The sequence below is a fragment of the Alteromonas sp. AWQ4_252 genome (assembly GCF_056158205.1).
In genome coordinates this window covers 4,490,319-4,504,670 of sequence record NZ_JBSWSV010000001.1, presented here as the reverse complement: position 1 = coordinate 4,504,670, position 14,352 = coordinate 4,490,319, and the positions used below count along the sequence as shown (strand labels likewise).

Sequence of the window (14,352 nt, the reverse complement as noted above, 5' to 3'; positions counted from 1 at the left end):
TAAATTTAACGTGAATAGATGACTTTTAAGGCGGACTTGTCATATACCCACGGAGCGATAAGCGCAGCCCTGGATTATTCCTCAATTACATAGCATTGGTACTTCATTTCCAAATATTCTTCGAGACCAACATGGGCCCCTTCACGACCGATCCCGCTGGCTTTAATCCCACCGAATGGGGCATTGGTGGCTGAAATAACGCCGGTGTTAATACCCACCATGCCAGATTCAATAGCATCTGCAACACGTTGTGCGCGATGCAGATTATCAGTATAGAAATACGCTGCCAAACCAAAAGGAGTGTCGTTTGCGTAGGCCAGTACTTCCTCTTCTGTTGCAAAGCTGATGATGGGCACCAGTGGTCCGAAGGTTTCTTCACAGGCGCATTGTGCATTATGAGGAACCTCGGTCAGAACTGTGGGGGCGTACCAGTTGTCACCGAAGGGTAAGCGTTCTCCACCGGTAAGTACTTTAGCGCCCGCTGCAACGGCCTGCTTCACGTGTTCTTCCACTTTATCCACACCTTTGCTGTCAATAAGCGGGCCAATTTCAGTACCTTCTTCCAGTCCGTTACCAATTTTAAGGACTTCTACTTTTTTGCTGAGTTGTGTTTGGAAGGCTTCTTTTACGCTGTTATGAACGTAGACCCGGTTCGGCGAAATGCAGGTTTGGCCGGCATTTCGGAATTTAGCTTTGAGCAGGCCGTCTACGGCGTTGTCTATATTTGCATCTTCGAATACGATGAAAGGGGCATTACCGCCGAGCTCTAGTGATAGCTTTTTCACATCGCCGGCACATTGTGCCATCAGTTGTGCGCCGATTTCAGTTGAACCGGTAAATGTAAGCTTTCTTACCAGTGGATTCGTGCAGAATGCATCGCCGATAACACTGGCTTTACCGGTTAAAACCTGAAATACGCCATCAGGTACACCGGCTTGTACAGCCAGTTCCGCCAGCGCCAGCGCAGTCAGGGGGGTCTGGCTGGCAGGTTTCACCAGAATAGTACAGCCGGCTGCAAGTGCAGGTGCTACTTTGCGGGTGATCATTGCCGCCGGGAAGTTCCATGGGGTGACTGCTGCGCAAACGCCTACCGGGTCCCTCGAAACTCGGATATGCGTATTGGCGGCCGCTGCTGGCAGGATCTCGCCCTGAATACGCATGGCTTCTTCGGCAAACCATTTAACATAGCTGGCAGCATAGGCAATTTCACCTTTGGCTTCAGCAAGGGGTTTACCCTGCTCTGTGGTCATAATGGCGGCGAGTTCATCAGTATGCTGAACGATGAGCTCATACCATTTACGGACAATATCTCCCCGGGTCGATGCAGGAACCTTTTTCCATGTCTTCCATGCCTCGCTGGCTGACGTGATGGCGTCATTTACCTGAGCAGTATTTAATAAAGGCACGCGTCCGGCTTCATCGCCGGTTGCCGGATTATTTACTGAGAGGGATTCCTTAGTGGTTATCCAGGCTCCGTTTATCAGGCAGGCTTGTTTAAAAATAGCGATATCAGTCAGTTTCATATTGGTGTCCGTTATATTAAAAAGTTGCGACCTCCATGAGGGGGGTACAATAGACTTCGAAAGTGGCTCCGGAAGAAGTTTGTCAACTGTCTCATATTACGTGGTTAGCCCGCAGTGCCTATGACAATTATCAATAAACGCGGGGGCTGGCAGTCCAGACACAATAAGCACAAAACTCTTGCGGGCTCTTTGACATTTGTTAATGCCCGGTGCGAAGGCTTTTGATTAGCTTATGAGCATGTCGCCTTAATCTGGCGACCCGTTCCGGAGACCAAAAATGCTAAATATACTAAAACAGTGGTGGACGCTGGATGCCACAGAAGAAGCTCAAAGTGATGATAATCCTCATCTACCCTTAACTCCGTCACAAAGACGCAACGCTATGCCTTTGCTGGCACTGGCTTTCGGCTGGGGATTTCTGGTTACCGGTTTGCTGACAGGTGGGGCGTTAGGGAAAGGACTGGCGTTTACCCCCGATTTGCTCACAGCTTCATTTCTGGGTAACGGGATGAACTTTGTAATTGGTGCACTGGTAGGCTATATCGGCTACAAAACTGCGTGTAACTCAGGGCTGTTATACCGTTTTACCTACGGTAATATTGGCGCTTATATTCCCGTGCTCTTTGTCGCACTGTTAACCATCGGCTGGCAGGGAATAACCGTGGGCGCGTTTGGGTTTGCCTGGGCGCAGTCATTCGACTCTGTCACCTTTTATGTTGTTGCGATTGGCGCCGGCATTTTATTTACCGGTACAACTTACATGGGGGTTGCGGCGCTTGAAAAGGTCAGTATGCCGTCAGTGTTGATGCTGGTGGCAGTGGGCATTTATGCGACGTGGCTGAACATTGATAGCACCGGTGGCTGGCAGGCATTTTTTGCGCTTTCAGAACAGCAGGCCGTGAAGTCGCCCATGAGTATGTATGATGCTGTGAATCTGGTGGTGGGGTCCTGGATAGTTGGTGCTATCGTGATGGCGGATTACACCCGGTTTGCTCGCAAGGCATGGGTGGCGATTGCTATTCCGTTTGTGGTTTTAATCATTTCACAGTGGTTTCTGCAAATCATCGGTTCCATGGGCGGGATTGTTTCCGGTACTTACGAATTTACCACCTACATGCTCCAGCAGGGCCCCTGGATTGGCTTTTTTGGTCTGATTGCAATGAGTCTTGCACTGTGGACCACAGGGGACACCAATCTATATTTGCCGGCGGTACAAACGGCCAGTGTATTTAAACGCCCTAAACGGGTAACAACTTTATTGTGCGGACTGGCCGGAACCATACTCGGACTGGGTGTTTATCAGTATTTCCTTGAGTGGATAAACTTGCTGGCGGCGCTGGTTCCACCGGTAATTGGCCCCGTCATCGTCGACTATTATCTGGTTAACCGGAAGCGCTTCAACCCTGAAAAACTGACCCACTTGCACAAGTGGAATCCGCTGGCGGTCATCGCTTACCTTATCGGAGCTGCGTGTGCGACGGCCATTACCTATCAGGTGGTACTGCCTTTGTCTGATGTATTGTTTCCTTCTCTATACGGGTTACTCATGTCTATGATCAGCTATCTGTTGCTGAGCGTTCTGGCCAAAATGCTCGCGGTGAAAAAATCTAAGTTTGCCTGATCGCGTAAATATACATATGCCTGCTAAATGATATAAATATATATTTAGCAGGCGTCTTCGTTTATGCTGTTCTGACTAAACATCTTTTTTAAGCCAAATAACTACACTGATTTCTGCATAATCCGTTATTTAGCGCAGGATGCGCTGCAGTTCCGAATTGTCCGTGCGTCCTCTTTAGTTTGAATGTTCTATCATTATGCGTTTACTTGTGTGTCATGGTAGTATTCGGACTGAAACTATCCGTTATAAACGTCAGGTTGCAGCCGGATATAGATAATCCGTCAGCTTACATGTGCTATCGCGATCACAGGTGACACGCAGCCAATATAGAAAAGTGCTGAAACAAGTGGTATATGAACGGCACGGAAAGGAGATTCACTTTGGATAAATCTTCAATTATTGAAATACTGAAACAGTTTGAAGCTCAGCAAGGGATTGAATGGGAAGGGCCTACGCCTCTTTACTATAAGTTGTATAGTTTACTGAAAGAGCAAATTATAGACGGCACGATCAGTTACGGCGCTCAATTGCCCACAGAACACGAACTGGGCGAAGCTTTCGGTTTGTCGAGAATTACCGTAAAACGAGCAATGGACGAATTGGCCTCGGAAAAGCTGGTAGAGCGTCGTCGTGGTCGCGGAACAACGGTCACTTATAAATATAAACCGAAACCGGTAAAGGCGCCGTTAATGGGCATGCTAGAGTCCATCGAGACCATGGGGCGCCACACTATAGCGAAAGTGCTCAATATTGCTGATCGTCTACCGCCAGCTGATGTTCGTGATGATCTTGGTCTAATGGAAGGCGAAACTGCTTGTCGTCTGGTGCGGGTCAGACTAACTGAAGACGAAAAACTCCCTTTTGCTTACTACGTTAGCTGGACGCTGACAAGCAGTGAGACGTTTTCTGAAAAGGCGCTGGGAAAACATACCCGCGTTGAACTGTTGAAAAAGCATGGCACAGTTTTGTCCCGTATCGATCAATTCATTAGCGCAGAAGCCGCTTCCGCTGATGTGGCTAAAGAGTTGAACCTGAAAGAGTTCAGCCCACTGCTTGTTGTTTCGAGACGCTCTTACGATACTAAGGGTAAGCTGGTAGACATTCTGCGGGGGAGCTATAATCCCGCAATTTTCCAGTATCAGATGAGTATGGAAGTTAACGAATAAAGTTAAAAAAACAGGGGCATTAGTAATGCCCCTGAACGGAGAACAACAGAATCTGTTGCTCGAAAAACTTGTAGAAGTAACGTTTTGCAGTTAATTGATGACCACTTCCTGCGTCAGTAGTCTTTCAATCTCCTCTTTACTAAATCCGGCTTCACTTAATACATCTACCGTGTCTTTGCCTTCAGCTGGCAAGTCGTGGTGAAGTGCTGTGCGCTCGCCGTCGAATTCAACAGGCAGTGCAGGGAGTTTGGCCTTACCTTCAGTGGTCGTCACTTCAAGTAAACCGCCACAGTTCAGATGAGGATCGTCAAACAGATCGGATGGTTTATTAATGGGTGAGAAAGGAATACCAGCCCGTTCCAGTTTTGCCATCAAAGTGGTTTTGTCCAGTTTAGCGAACATGGCACTGATCACAGGCAAAATCTCATCGCGGTATTTAACCCGGTCGTTGTTTTTGCTCAGCCTGTCATCGGCAGCAAAATCATGCAGTTCGAATTCTTCGCAGAACTTTTGCCATAAGGTGTCGCTGACGACGCCTATGAATACTCGTTCATCATTTTTGCAATGGAAAATGTCGTATACCGACCAGGCACTTCGTCGCACTGACATAGGAGGCGGCTCTTCACCCAGTACGGTTTGTTGCGCCATGTGCTGGCCTACCATAAAGGCAGTGGTTTCAAACAATGAGCTGGTAATGTGGCGGCCTTTACCGGTTTTTTCCCGTTCATGCAAAGCCGACAGCACACCAATGACGCCAAACATGCCACCGGTAATATCAATCACTGATGAACCGGCTCTCATTGGCCGGTCAGGCAGGCCGGTCATGTAAGCCAGTCCGCCCATCATTTGTGTCACTTCGTCCAGCGCGGTGCGGTTTTCGTAAGGACCTTTCAGAAAGCCTTTCAAAGAGCAATAGATGAGTCGCGGATTAAGTACTTTCATGGCCTCATAACCAAAGCCTAGCTTGTCCATTGCACCGGGCCTGAAGTTCTCAATGAGAATATCTGCTTTGCTGATTAACGTCTGTGCTACAGCTTTACCTTCATCAGATTTAAGGTCAATACACAGACTGCGTTTGTTCCTGTTATACATCGGGAAGTAGCCGGCGCCCGAACCTTTAAGGCGACGGGTTTTATCTCCGCCGGGAGGCTCGATCTTGGTCACTTTTGCGCCAAGGTCTGCTAATACAAGACCTGTTGTTGGCCCCATAACCATGTGCGTAAATTCAACGACGACTAAGTCTTTCAAAGGCATCGATGTTCCGGCAGTTTCACTCACAGTCGTTCCTGCTTTTTGATTAATTATCATAAATGCTATAACAATATGTCTTAATCAACAAGTAAAATTATTAATGTGTTATCAATATAACTTTTGATTTGGCGCAAATCAGCCTGTTAATGGCCGTGGCACAGTACTGATGAAGTATAAAAATAAGGTTATTAAGTGATGGCAAGAGACTACGTGGAATTCATACAGGCTCAGGAATTAGCCTGGGAATACGATGAATGCTTTGAAGGTAAAGAGCGCAAGTTGCTGAGTATCGACACAGACAGCGGTGCCAGAACACAATTACAAAAGTATCCCGCCGGCTATCAGAATCCGGCTCCGCATGCGCTGGCCTGTAACGAAGAGTTTTATGTATTACATGGTTGCTTTTACCTTAATCACTTTGTTTATTCTCCGGGGTGCTATGGCTTCTTTCCTGCCGGATTCGAACGCAATAAGCTATACGTACCTGAAGATGCAGTGATTTTGCGTTTCTTTGATCACGCTCCGGTACCCCTGGCAGAGGATGCCGGCGGGGCAAAAGAACGGGCAGAGGGACGTGAAGCGATACCTTGTCTCGACACTTACCGGATGTCCTGGGACAGCAGCGTGCACGACATCAAACTGACCCACCTCGGGTTTGCCCGAAAGAATTTGCGCATTGACCCGGTTACAGGTCAGCGTACTTTTTTATTTATGACGTCTCCCCAGTCGCACCCTGTTAATTTTCACGGTGCGCAGGAGTCGCATCCCACGCCGGAAGAAGCTTATCAATTACATGGTGACCTTACCGGCCATGTGGGGACCATGTATCCGGGCGCTTACTTCTGGCGGCCGTCACATATTCCTCACGGCCCGTTTGGTACACGGGGCGGTAGTTTGTCTCTTATCCGGTTTGTAGGCGGTGAGCACGTGAATCAGTGGTCTGAAGTCCAGCACGGATTTAATTACAATCAGGCCTACCAGCCGGTCTTGCCTGACTGGATGACGCGGCAGTCGCGTTTTACTCCTCCGCCTAACTACTGAAGGAGGGGTTGCCGGGAGAACTGACAATTATCAAAGCGCTGAAGGACGCGCAGCAATAGCATGATGGGGAAGCCTCGCTTTCTTCCTTTTTCCTTGTGCACATCAGGGAGTGAACATCATGAGCACAACTATCCTTATCACTTTAATTGTTTACAAGTGCGTCCTGCTTGCTGTGGGTCTGTGGGCACAGCACCTGAATCAGGACCAGGAAGACTACTTTCTGGGTGGCCGTCAACTCGGCCCTGTTGTTGCGGCCATCAGCTACGGTTCCAGTTCTGCTTCTGCGTGGACGTTACTTGGCATGAGCGGTCTGGCTTATGCAATAGGACTGACCGCTGTATGGGTTGCTGCAGGTGCCGTCGCCGGTGCAGCCATTGCCTGGTTCTGGATTGCTCCGCGTCTGATGGAGGTCACCGCCAGAAAAGGTCATCTCACGGTCGTTGACTTTATGGCTGACGGTGCCTCAAAAAATGACGCCGGCCGCATAAAGGTCATTGCCACCCTGATCATTCTCTTCTGTTTTATCATTTACATGTCATCGCAATTTCAGGGGGCGGGTAATGTGTTTGAAAGTACGTTTGCCATGTCCTCTTCAGGCAGTATCTTACTGGGCGGCACAATCATACTGATTTACACCCTGCTTGGTGGCTTCTGGGCGGTAAGTCTGACAGATACTATTCAGGGAATTCTCATGTTGTTTGCCGCCATTCTGCTTCCGGTAATGTCGTGGATTGCCATAGGCGGCGCAGAGGGTTTTCAGGCAATCCTTGCTTCCCCGCCTTCTGAAGACTGGCTTTCATTTACAGGAGCCAACGCGGGATGGATGGCACTGGGTACAATTGCAGGTAGCATTGCAGTGGGACTTGGTACGTTTGGTCAACCTCATTTACTCAACCGTTTTATGGCATTAAAAAGTAAAAAGGCTCTTCGTCAGGCTAGCGTATTGAGTGTGTTCTGGTTTGCGCTGGTATTTGGCGGTATGTGTATGCTGGGACTGGCAGGGCGAACACTTCTGCCAGAGCTGGATAACCCTGAAACCCTTTTCTTTGCGCTTACCTCTGATCTTCTTCCCGGTGTCACAGGTGCCATTGTGGTGGCAGCCGTGCTGTCAGCCATTATGTCGACGGTAGACAGCATGTTGTTGGTTGCGGCCGCTTGCGTTGTACATGATCTCGGTGCCGGAAGGTTTATTAAAAACAAACCGCTTCTTATGTCCAGAATTACCATGACTGTGCTGGCAACGGCCGCAGTTATGCTGGCCATCTCGCTGCCAAGCAGTATTTTTGACAGGGTTATTTTTGCCTGGAATATGATTGGTGCAGCCTTTGGTCCGGTTATTATTATCTCTCTCTCGGGCAGACAAATTGCGAAAAACGGTGTAGTAGGCGCAATGCTGGCAGGCTGTCTTTCCACTTTTGTGTTCAGCATGATGCCGCACACGCCCGGGGATTTATTACAACGTGCGGGCCCGTTTCTGTTAGCTACGGTTATATTGCTGATAATGAGCGGAAAATCGCGGGGCGGGTAGGTGAAATAATCAGAAGCGAAGAGCTTTAGAAAGGATGCCGGATCTGTTGAAGACCCGGTACAATTTAGCATTATTTAATTGCAGCAAAGTAGGCGGAAATATTAGCGATATCTTCATCTGACAATGGCTTTGCCATAGGGCTCATCATGGGATCTTTGCGCGTCCCGTCACGAAATGCTTTCAGTTGCTTCTCCAAATACGGGGCTTTTTGACCAGCCAAGTTCGGCCATAAAGGGCTCGGGCTGATCCCTTGAGCACCATGGCAGCTGGCGCAAATGGCAGCTCTTTTTTTCCCTTCTTCGGCATCCGCAGCAATAGCAGGTATACTAACTGTGCATGACATAATGGCTGCAAGCAGGACATGCTTAGCTTGTTTCATAGGTTACTCCAGTCTTCGGGCTCATTTATTGTCAGTCTTCTGTTTTTAAATCACAGGGCCAAGAAAACCTGAATGACAATTCTTAATATATGAGCGGTTGCTTCTGTGTTAGATAGTATGAAGACCGTCCGTCAGACTCTATGACTAATATCAAAAAAGAGGCGGGCAGCAGAGCGGTGCTTTTTACACTGCTCTGCTTAAAGGGAATGAAATATCAGGTTGAGGCCATTTCACTGACTGCTTCCATGTCCAAGATCTGCAATTGGTTTAACGAAGGTACAGCAATCAGCTTGTCTTGCTTCAGCTTTGCCAGTGAACGGCTCACCGTTTCCGTTGTAAGGCCAAGGAAATCGGCAATATCCTGACGGGTCATATATAATTCGATGCGGTCAGGTCTTGCGCCCGGCAGTCTTTCGAGCAAGTGCATAAACAAGAAACATAGTCTTTCATGGGCCTTCTTCTGCCCCAGAATGTACAACTGATCAATGGTACGGTTTAAAATACGGGAATTTATTTCTGACAAATTGGACTTCAGGTGAGGCACTTCTTCGGACAAACTAACCAATTTTTTACGGTTAAACCGGTAAAATTCGGCTTTTGTCAAACAACGCACAGCATAATCATAATAGGGGGAACTAGTCACTCCCACAAAATCACCAGGAAAAAGGAAACCGAGAATTTGTCGTCGTCCACTCTTTGATACGCGCTCAATGGACACTGTACCACTGATGACATTATACATATTTAGGGCATTGTCATGCTGCTGAAACAGATAGTCGCCTGAGCCACACCGTGTTTGCTCTGCACACGTGTCTAGCTTTTCCAGTTCAGTACATGTCATGTCGTGAAACAACACGCTACCGCTATAGGTATGTTGGGGCTGCATAGGTCTAATATGCTTTGGAACAAAAATGGTTGACATGTGTACACCTCGTTCGGGTAATTATTGCAGTACTGCGATCTTCAAATTTTTTATTACTCAGGATAAAGCATTATTTGCGCCAGTCTCTAACAGTCCGCTGCTATCAAGTAAAACCTTAGCCTGCGCCAATGTTGTTATTAATATGTTAAAACATAATGATATGTCAATGCTTTTTTTTTGTGCTGAAGCACCAAGTTGGGGCAAGCGAAAATGCTTTAATTTCCGTTGTGCGCAACGCTGGTTTCAATTAATGTATAAAGTTATATCAATAGAATTAAGGTGTGTAATGAGATTTCTTTCCCGTAGATTGGTAATGCCAAACGATTTAAACTATGCAGATGCTCTATTCGGTGGACGCGTACTCGAATGGATTGACGAGGAAGCTGCGATCTATGCGGCGTGTCAACTAGAGACTAATAGCTTAGTGACAAAACACATTGGTGCTATCAGTTTTGAAAGTCCGGCCATGCAGGGTGACGTAGTAGAATTCGGATTGAAGACAACTTCCGTTGGTCGCAGTTCCATTACCGTTAGCTGCCTGGTAAGAAATAAAGCTACAAAGAAGTCAATTTGCCAGGCTGATGATATCGTGTTTGTGAGAATTGATAATAAGTCACGCCGACCTGTTGCTCATGGTAAAACCTTGGAAATCCTCGAAGCGCAGACGCTGAGGGAGCTATCTACATTAAATCTTGATTGGAAATAACTGTTGCCGGTAAAAAAATGTTTTCACGTTTGCCCAAATATTCTTCTGCCATGATAAATGTCAAAGACAGGTAATTTTTTTTCTGTTTAGTATGAAAAAGCATCAGCTTTGCGGTGTCATTCTTACACCAGCTATACTGCGGGGAAATTCTCATGCTAAAAACACAGGGTAAATCAAAATTTCTAAGTTTTCGTTTATGGGTGGGAGATGTTATAAGAGACCCAAATATGTACAGTTTTATTATCGCGGTGTGTGTTCTATTGTCCGTGGAGTTTGCGCTTTTCGAAATATGATTTACTAAAAAAATGTCATTGGTCTGGCCAATATTGCTAGCAAAATTCACCGTACTTTTCCATCTTGAAGAGGACTTGCCAGCCAGCTAGAACACATTGTTCGCTGATATTTTCCTTTGAAAGATAAAGCCTAATTAGAATTTACTTTTTCTTTACATTCGGCTTGTCCGCCATTGCTGGTTTGGCATTTCAATAAAGTTCCAAAGCTAAGTGGCAAGGCGCTAGCGGATTAGCACCTTGCCTTGCGCTAGCAGATATTTATCGGCCCATTTTATGTCGGCTATTTCTTTTCCATTTTACTTTAAACAGCACATACGATATCAGGCCACCGTTTTTTACTTCGGGTTGGGGCCGAGGCAGCGCTGTTTAACAGTGAACCGGTTTCACGGTGGATAGCGAAAAACTGATAGCTCTGGTACTGTCCTGGTCCATTGCTGCTTGGATTTGTCTGTGTAATCCAAGGGATAACCAACAAAAGTCACAATTGTTCACTGGGCTTCAGGGGGAAAAACTGTCGTCCGACTAAGTGCGATCCATTCTGCCTTATTTCTGGCAATAGTGCGGTTGATGGGGGCTGATACCACCATAAAATGACGCATATTCATTTTTCTCAATGACGATAAAGAATAACCTCCAGGCAAGCCAGCTGCATTCAAAAAACGTGCGAACAAGGAGCTATAGGTATCAGAAAGTAGCGCGGTATCGCAATGGCAAATAAGCATAAATGCAACTAATGCCAGGCGCTCACGAGCACCTTTCAGACGCGCGAACGTGATGCCATTAACCACACATACGATACCGACTACAATCATATTAAAAGGAGAAAACACCGTACTGGCCCGGGGATACGCGCTGCGATAAGGGTCGTACAGACTTTCAAAGTTGAACCAGGTGTAGCTAAAAGTCGCAAGGAGAAGTGCTGCGCTCGCAGCCAGCATCCCCACAAGCCAGTATTGTCTATTGGTTTTTTGGTGGAGGGCATTTTCAAAGTCTGTCATATGAACCCGGATATGTTTTCAACTCTTTGGAAGCGTAAACGCTGGGATTTAAAAAGAATTTCGTTATGAATTTTTATCTGGCGGCCTGGTTATTAGTTAGATATAAAGGTTTACATTGAATACTGCGATAAAAAACCCTCGACCGCCGCTTCTCTGTCTCGCCAATGCTGGAAAGGGTGCACTCTAAGTAAAAAGATGATTAAAACACTGATTTATTAAGGTTTAATCTTTAGTTGCAAATTTCGTTGTTTACCTATTGTCACTCCACTTTAATGAAATAAACAGAAATAGCCAGGAATAGCCAGACATCCATACTAAATTAAGTCGCTCATTGCCGTTATTCGATCCACTTCTGCACTTAGCTCTTCAACTGATTCATCAATGATTTGAATACAGGTATCAACATGCTGTATTTCAGAATTAGTTAACTGCTGTTTAAGTGCATCAGCTTTGGCTAAATCAACAGATGCTTGCACTTGCTTGATCATTTGCTTCATCAACAATTACAGACGAGGGAGTGATAGACCAAATTCATTGGCGAAATCTGCCAACATATAAGCAGTAGACGGGTGATTAAAATTACCAGCACTGCCAGCACCGTATTCACCTATCGACATCGCGAAATGGTTTGCCATTGGCGTATTAGCGTATTCATCAGCTTGCCTTGCCTGGATCTCTCGAATGATGGCCTCAATATTTAATAAATCGTAAAATGGCGTAAGACGTAAACCCTGATTACCCACAAAGAAACTGATGTTCTTACCGTGAGAATCATAGTTACGCACTAAAATATTAAAGGTCATCCAGCGTAGGCTTTGAAATAGACAATGCTTCAGATACATCTACGAGAGACAGCTTAATACCCGTTCGCTTTGCAGTGATCGCCTCAGCGAGCTGAGTCGGGGTAAAGCGTTCTGATAAGTTAGGCATCACAGTTGCTTTAACCGCTCTACCTGTTCTGTGTGGTTTGGCAAGGTTACTCATATAAGTCAGCTATAATTTACTTTTAATGCGCTAAGTAAGAGTCTAGGGAAGCGATTTCATTATGAATCACACACTTTACTGCAAACCTCTGGTGCCCTGTGTACCCTGATATACTGTGTGAGCAATATCGATAAGTTCTACTTCATGAGAAATACCAAATACGTTAGGTGTGCCTCGGTGAGGGATCACAGCAACAATTAACATTAGTGATTCCCCTTAGGAAACTCCATTTTTTCTCGTCCCCTTAGTTATGCTAATATTAGCATCTTATTTGACCCAATGAAGAGGGTGCGCCAAAGCGGAAAATTACTCCACCATTTGGGCACCGCGTTCCCTGAAAAGGGACCATATTTGTTGAAAATGCTCAACTTAGAAGTTTCAGAATTTTTCTAAAGGATGCCGTAAGTGGCTGATGTAAAAAATTTAAATGGAGCTGCGGCTCATTCGGCTATCGACAGAAGGTTCTCTGTCGCTCCAATGCTGGATTGGACAGACAGACACTGTCGATACTTCCTTCGTCAACTGTCTAAAGAGGCGTTGCTGTACACTGAAATGGTGACAACAGGCGCACTTATTTTCGGGAAAGGCGATTATTTAGCCTTTAACGATGAAGAGCATCCCGTTGCCTTGCAACTGGGAGGAAGCGACCCAACTGATATGGCACGCTGTGCGGAAATGGCGCAGCAGCGTGGTTATGATGAAGTCAATATTAACGTTGGTTGTCCGTCAGATCGTGTAAAGAACGGTGCTTTTGGAGCATGCCTGATGGCGCAGCCTGAAGTGGTTGCAAAATGCGTTAGTGAAATGCAAAAAGTGGTTGATATCCCCGTGACGGTTAAGTGTCGTATTGGCATAGATGATATGGACGAATACGAGGGTTTCGCCCGCTTTATCGATATTGTTGCCAATGGGGGTTGTGACACCTTTATCGTGCATGCCAGGAAGGCCTGGTTGCAAGGGTTGAGCCCGAAAGAAAACCGAGAAATACCGCCTCTTAATTATCCGCGGGTGTATCAGTTAAAACAAGCGCACCCGGAACTGTCCATAAGCATTAATGGTGGTATCAAAACCCTCGAAGAGATGCAAAGTCACTTGCAGCACGTTGATGGCGTGATGGTTGGAAGAGAAGCGTATACCAATCCTTATTTGCTGGCCTCTGTGAGTCAAACATTATTCGACTCACCATCGCCTCTTCCCAGCAGGGCCGAGCTGGTAAATACGATGCAAGCTTACATTGAAAGACAAACTGATGAATGGTTTAAACCCTGGCATGTTGCAAGGCATATGCTGGGACTTTTTCAGGGCCAGGCAGGTGGGCGCATCTGGCGACGCTATTTAAGTCAGAATGGCACGGGCAAATCGCCTGATCCACACTTGTTGAGCAATGCGTTAGAGCAAGTTGAACAGGCACAGGCAAATGCAGAAAAATTTGCTGAAACAAAGGTTGGTTAAAATCACGACCCTGGCTGGTCAAATTAACCATAGTTTGGTTTGTTTGTTTTTTGTTCGCTTTCGTCTTTGTTAGTAGCTTTAAAAAAATATCAATAATTTCATTGCTTTAAAAATAATTCTCTGGTTGGCACAGGTTTCGCTATACCTGTATCAAACGCAAACAAGGCGTTCTATCACAACACTTAACAGAGGAATAAAAAATGAAATTTAAAATGTTAGCAGCAAGTTTGGTATTGTCTTCATCATTTATCGTTACCTCAGCTATGGCTCAGGAAAGCCCGTTGGAATCTTTTCTAAGTCACATGGTTGAACGCGCAGTGACCGTGGCTGGAAGTGAAATTAAGGCAAGCGTTCAACAGTCAGTATCGAATGCTACTTATCACTTCGCATTAGATGGTGAAGAACATCATGGGTCTGTTAGCGTCACTGATATTGCAGATAGTGGCAAGGTGACACAAGGTGCATCCCAACAGTCTGAAGACGAGTAA

16 protein-coding genes are annotated in these 14,352 nt (G+C 46.2%); 7 read left to right on the top strand and 9 right to left on the bottom strand.

Annotated features, from left to right (window positions below):
* Positions 1–74: 74 nt before the first annotated feature.
* Positions 75–1,523: an NAD-dependent succinate-semialdehyde dehydrogenase gene (locus ACXACM_RS19700; RefSeq protein WP_474823962.1), complete on the bottom strand. Its 1,449-nt coding sequence runs from the start codon at positions 1,521–1,523 to the stop codon at positions 75–77.
* A 277-nt stretch (positions 1,524–1,800) separates the two neighbouring features.
* On the opposite strand from ACXACM_RS19700, the gene ACXACM_RS19695 reads away from it, so the two are divergent.
* Positions 1,801–3,144 (top strand): purine-cytosine permease family protein, encoded by a 1,344-nt coding sequence (locus ACXACM_RS19695; protein ID WP_474823960.1) that lies wholly within the window; start codon positions 1,801–1,803, stop codon positions 3,142–3,144.
* A gap of 380 nt (positions 3,145–3,524) precedes the next feature.
* Positions 3,525–4,310 (top strand): GntR family transcriptional regulator, encoded by a 786-nt coding sequence (locus tag ACXACM_RS19690; RefSeq protein WP_474823958.1) that lies wholly within the window; start codon positions 3,525–3,527, stop codon positions 4,308–4,310.
* Between the two features lie 90 nt (positions 4,311–4,400).
* On the opposite strand, the gene ACXACM_RS19685 is transcribed toward ACXACM_RS19690, so the two are convergent.
* The gene (locus ACXACM_RS19685) at positions 4,401–5,588 is read right to left on the bottom strand and encodes a CaiB/BaiF CoA transferase family protein (RefSeq protein WP_474823956.1); all 1,188 of its coding nucleotides are present in this window, start codon (positions 5,586–5,588) and stop codon (positions 4,401–4,403) included.
* Positions 5,589–5,756: 168 nt separating this feature from the next.
* Here ACXACM_RS19685 and ACXACM_RS19680 point away from each other — a divergent pair, with 168 nt between their 5' ends.
* Complete coding sequence (locus ACXACM_RS19680) at positions 5,757–6,602, top strand: DUF4437 domain-containing protein (protein ID WP_474823954.1); 846 nt, start codon at positions 5,757–5,759, stop codon at positions 6,600–6,602.
* A 118-nt stretch (positions 6,603–6,720) separates the two neighbouring features.
* Positions 6,721–8,130, top strand: a complete 1,410-nt coding sequence (locus ACXACM_RS19675; RefSeq protein WP_474823953.1) for a sodium/proline symporter — start codon at positions 6,721–6,723, stop codon at positions 8,128–8,130.
* 70 nt (positions 8,131–8,200) lie between these two features.
* Here the strand turns inward: ACXACM_RS19675 and ACXACM_RS19670 are convergent, their stop codons facing one another.
* Together ACXACM_RS19670 and ACXACM_RS19665 are read right to left on the bottom strand one after the other, a co-directional pair.
* A complete protein-coding gene (locus ACXACM_RS19670; RefSeq protein ID WP_474823951.1) occupies positions 8,201–8,509 on the bottom strand; it encodes a c-type cytochrome in 309 nt (102 codons plus the stop codon).
* 214 nt (positions 8,510–8,723) lie between these two features.
* Positions 8,724–9,431, bottom strand: coding sequence for a Crp/Fnr family transcriptional regulator (locus ACXACM_RS19665; RefSeq protein ID WP_474823949.1), 708 nt, complete (start codon positions 9,429–9,431; stop codon positions 8,724–8,726).
* Between the two features lie 286 nt (positions 9,432–9,717).
* Here ACXACM_RS19665 and ACXACM_RS19660 point away from each other — a divergent pair, with 286 nt between their 5' ends.
* Positions 9,718–10,137: an acyl-CoA thioesterase gene (locus tag ACXACM_RS19660; RefSeq protein WP_474823947.1), complete on the top strand. Its 420-nt coding sequence runs from the start codon at positions 9,718–9,720 to the stop codon at positions 10,135–10,137.
* Between the two features lie 781 nt (positions 10,138–10,918).
* Here the strand turns inward: ACXACM_RS19660 and ACXACM_RS19655 are convergent.
* The 5 genes from ACXACM_RS19655 to ACXACM_RS19635 form a co-directional block, all read right to left on the bottom strand.
* Complete coding sequence (locus ACXACM_RS19655) at positions 10,919–11,428, bottom strand: hypothetical protein (RefSeq protein WP_474823946.1); 510 nt, start codon at positions 11,426–11,428, stop codon at positions 10,919–10,921.
* Between the two features lie 314 nt (positions 11,429–11,742).
* Positions 11,743–11,925, bottom strand: coding sequence for a hypothetical protein (locus ACXACM_RS19650; protein WP_474823944.1), 183 nt, complete (start codon positions 11,923–11,925; stop codon positions 11,743–11,745).
* 6 nt (positions 11,926–11,931) lie between these two features.
* The gene (locus ACXACM_RS19645; protein ID WP_474823942.1) at positions 11,932–12,231 is read right to left on the bottom strand and encodes a HipA domain-containing protein; all 300 of its coding nucleotides are present in this window, start codon (positions 12,229–12,231) and stop codon (positions 11,932–11,934) included.
* Entirely contained in the window at positions 12,221–12,412 is a 192-nt protein-coding gene (locus ACXACM_RS19640; protein WP_474823940.1) for a hypothetical protein, read from the bottom strand. Before ACXACM_RS19640 ends, ACXACM_RS19645 begins: the two co-directional genes overlap by 11 nt.
* A 75-nt stretch (positions 12,413–12,487) precedes the next feature.
* On the bottom strand, positions 12,488–12,616 hold the full coding sequence (locus tag ACXACM_RS19635) for a hypothetical protein (RefSeq protein WP_474823938.1): 129 nt from the start codon (positions 12,614–12,616) through the stop codon (positions 12,488–12,490).
* Between the two features lie 273 nt (positions 12,617–12,889).
* On the opposite strand from ACXACM_RS19635, the gene dusA reads away from it, so the two are divergent.
* On the top strand, positions 12,890–13,864 hold the full coding sequence (gene dusA, locus ACXACM_RS19630; protein WP_474824426.1) for a tRNA dihydrouridine(20/20a) synthase DusA: 975 nt from the start codon (positions 12,890–12,892) through the stop codon (positions 13,862–13,864).
* Positions 13,865–14,064: 200 nt separating this feature from the next.
* Positions 14,065–14,352 carry a hypothetical protein gene (locus ACXACM_RS19625; RefSeq protein ID WP_474823937.1) on the top strand — a complete coding sequence of 96 codons (288 nt, stop codon included), beginning with the start codon at positions 14,065–14,067 and terminating at the stop codon, positions 14,350–14,352.

Bases quoted from the DNA above. Each gene is read 5' to 3' on its own strand.
- ACXACM_RS19700 (WP_474823962.1), bottom strand. From the start codon at position 1,523: ATGAAACTGACTGATATCGCTATTTTTAAACAAGCCTGCCTGATAAAC.
- ACXACM_RS19695 (WP_474823960.1), top strand. From the start codon at position 1,801: ATGCTAAATATACTAAAACAGTGGTGGACGCTGGATGCCACAGAAGAA.
- ACXACM_RS19680 (WP_474823954.1), top strand. From the start codon at position 5,757: ATGGCAAGAGACTACGTGGAATTCATACAGGCTCAGGAATTAGCCTGG.
- ACXACM_RS19675 (WP_474823953.1), top strand. From the start codon at position 6,721: ATGAGCACAACTATCCTTATCACTTTAATTGTTTACAAGTGCGTCCTG.
- ACXACM_RS19670 (WP_474823951.1), bottom strand. From the start codon at position 8,509: ATGAAACAAGCTAAGCATGTCCTGCTTGCAGCCATTATGTCATGCACA.
- ACXACM_RS19665 (WP_474823949.1), bottom strand. From the start codon at position 9,431: ATGTCAACCATTTTTGTTCCAAAGCATATTAGACCTATGCAGCCCCAA.
- ACXACM_RS19660 (WP_474823947.1), top strand. From the start codon at position 9,718: ATGAGATTTCTTTCCCGTAGATTGGTAATGCCAAACGATTTAAACTAT.
- ACXACM_RS19655 (WP_474823946.1), bottom strand. From the start codon at position 11,428: ATGACAGACTTTGAAAATGCCCTCCACCAAAAAACCAATAGACAATAC.
- ACXACM_RS19650 (WP_474823944.1), bottom strand. From the start codon at position 11,925: ATGAAGCAAATGATCAAGCAAGTGCAAGCATCTGTTGATTTAGCCAAA.
- ACXACM_RS19645 (WP_474823942.1), bottom strand. From the start codon at position 12,231: ATGACCTTTAATATTTTAGTGCGTAACTATGATTCTCACGGTAAGAAC.
- ACXACM_RS19640 (WP_474823940.1), bottom strand. From the start codon at position 12,412: ATGAGTAACCTTGCCAAACCACACAGAACAGGTAGAGCGGTTAAAGCA.
- ACXACM_RS19635 (WP_474823938.1), bottom strand. From the start codon at position 12,616: ATGTTAATTGTTGCTGTGATCCCTCACCGAGGCACACCTAACGTATTT.
- dusA (WP_474824426.1), top strand. From the start codon at position 12,890: ATGCTGGATTGGACAGACAGACACTGTCGATACTTCCTTCGTCAACTG.
- ACXACM_RS19625 (WP_474823937.1), top strand. From the start codon at position 14,065: ATGAAATTTAAAATGTTAGCAGCAAGTTTGGTATTGTCTTCATCATTT.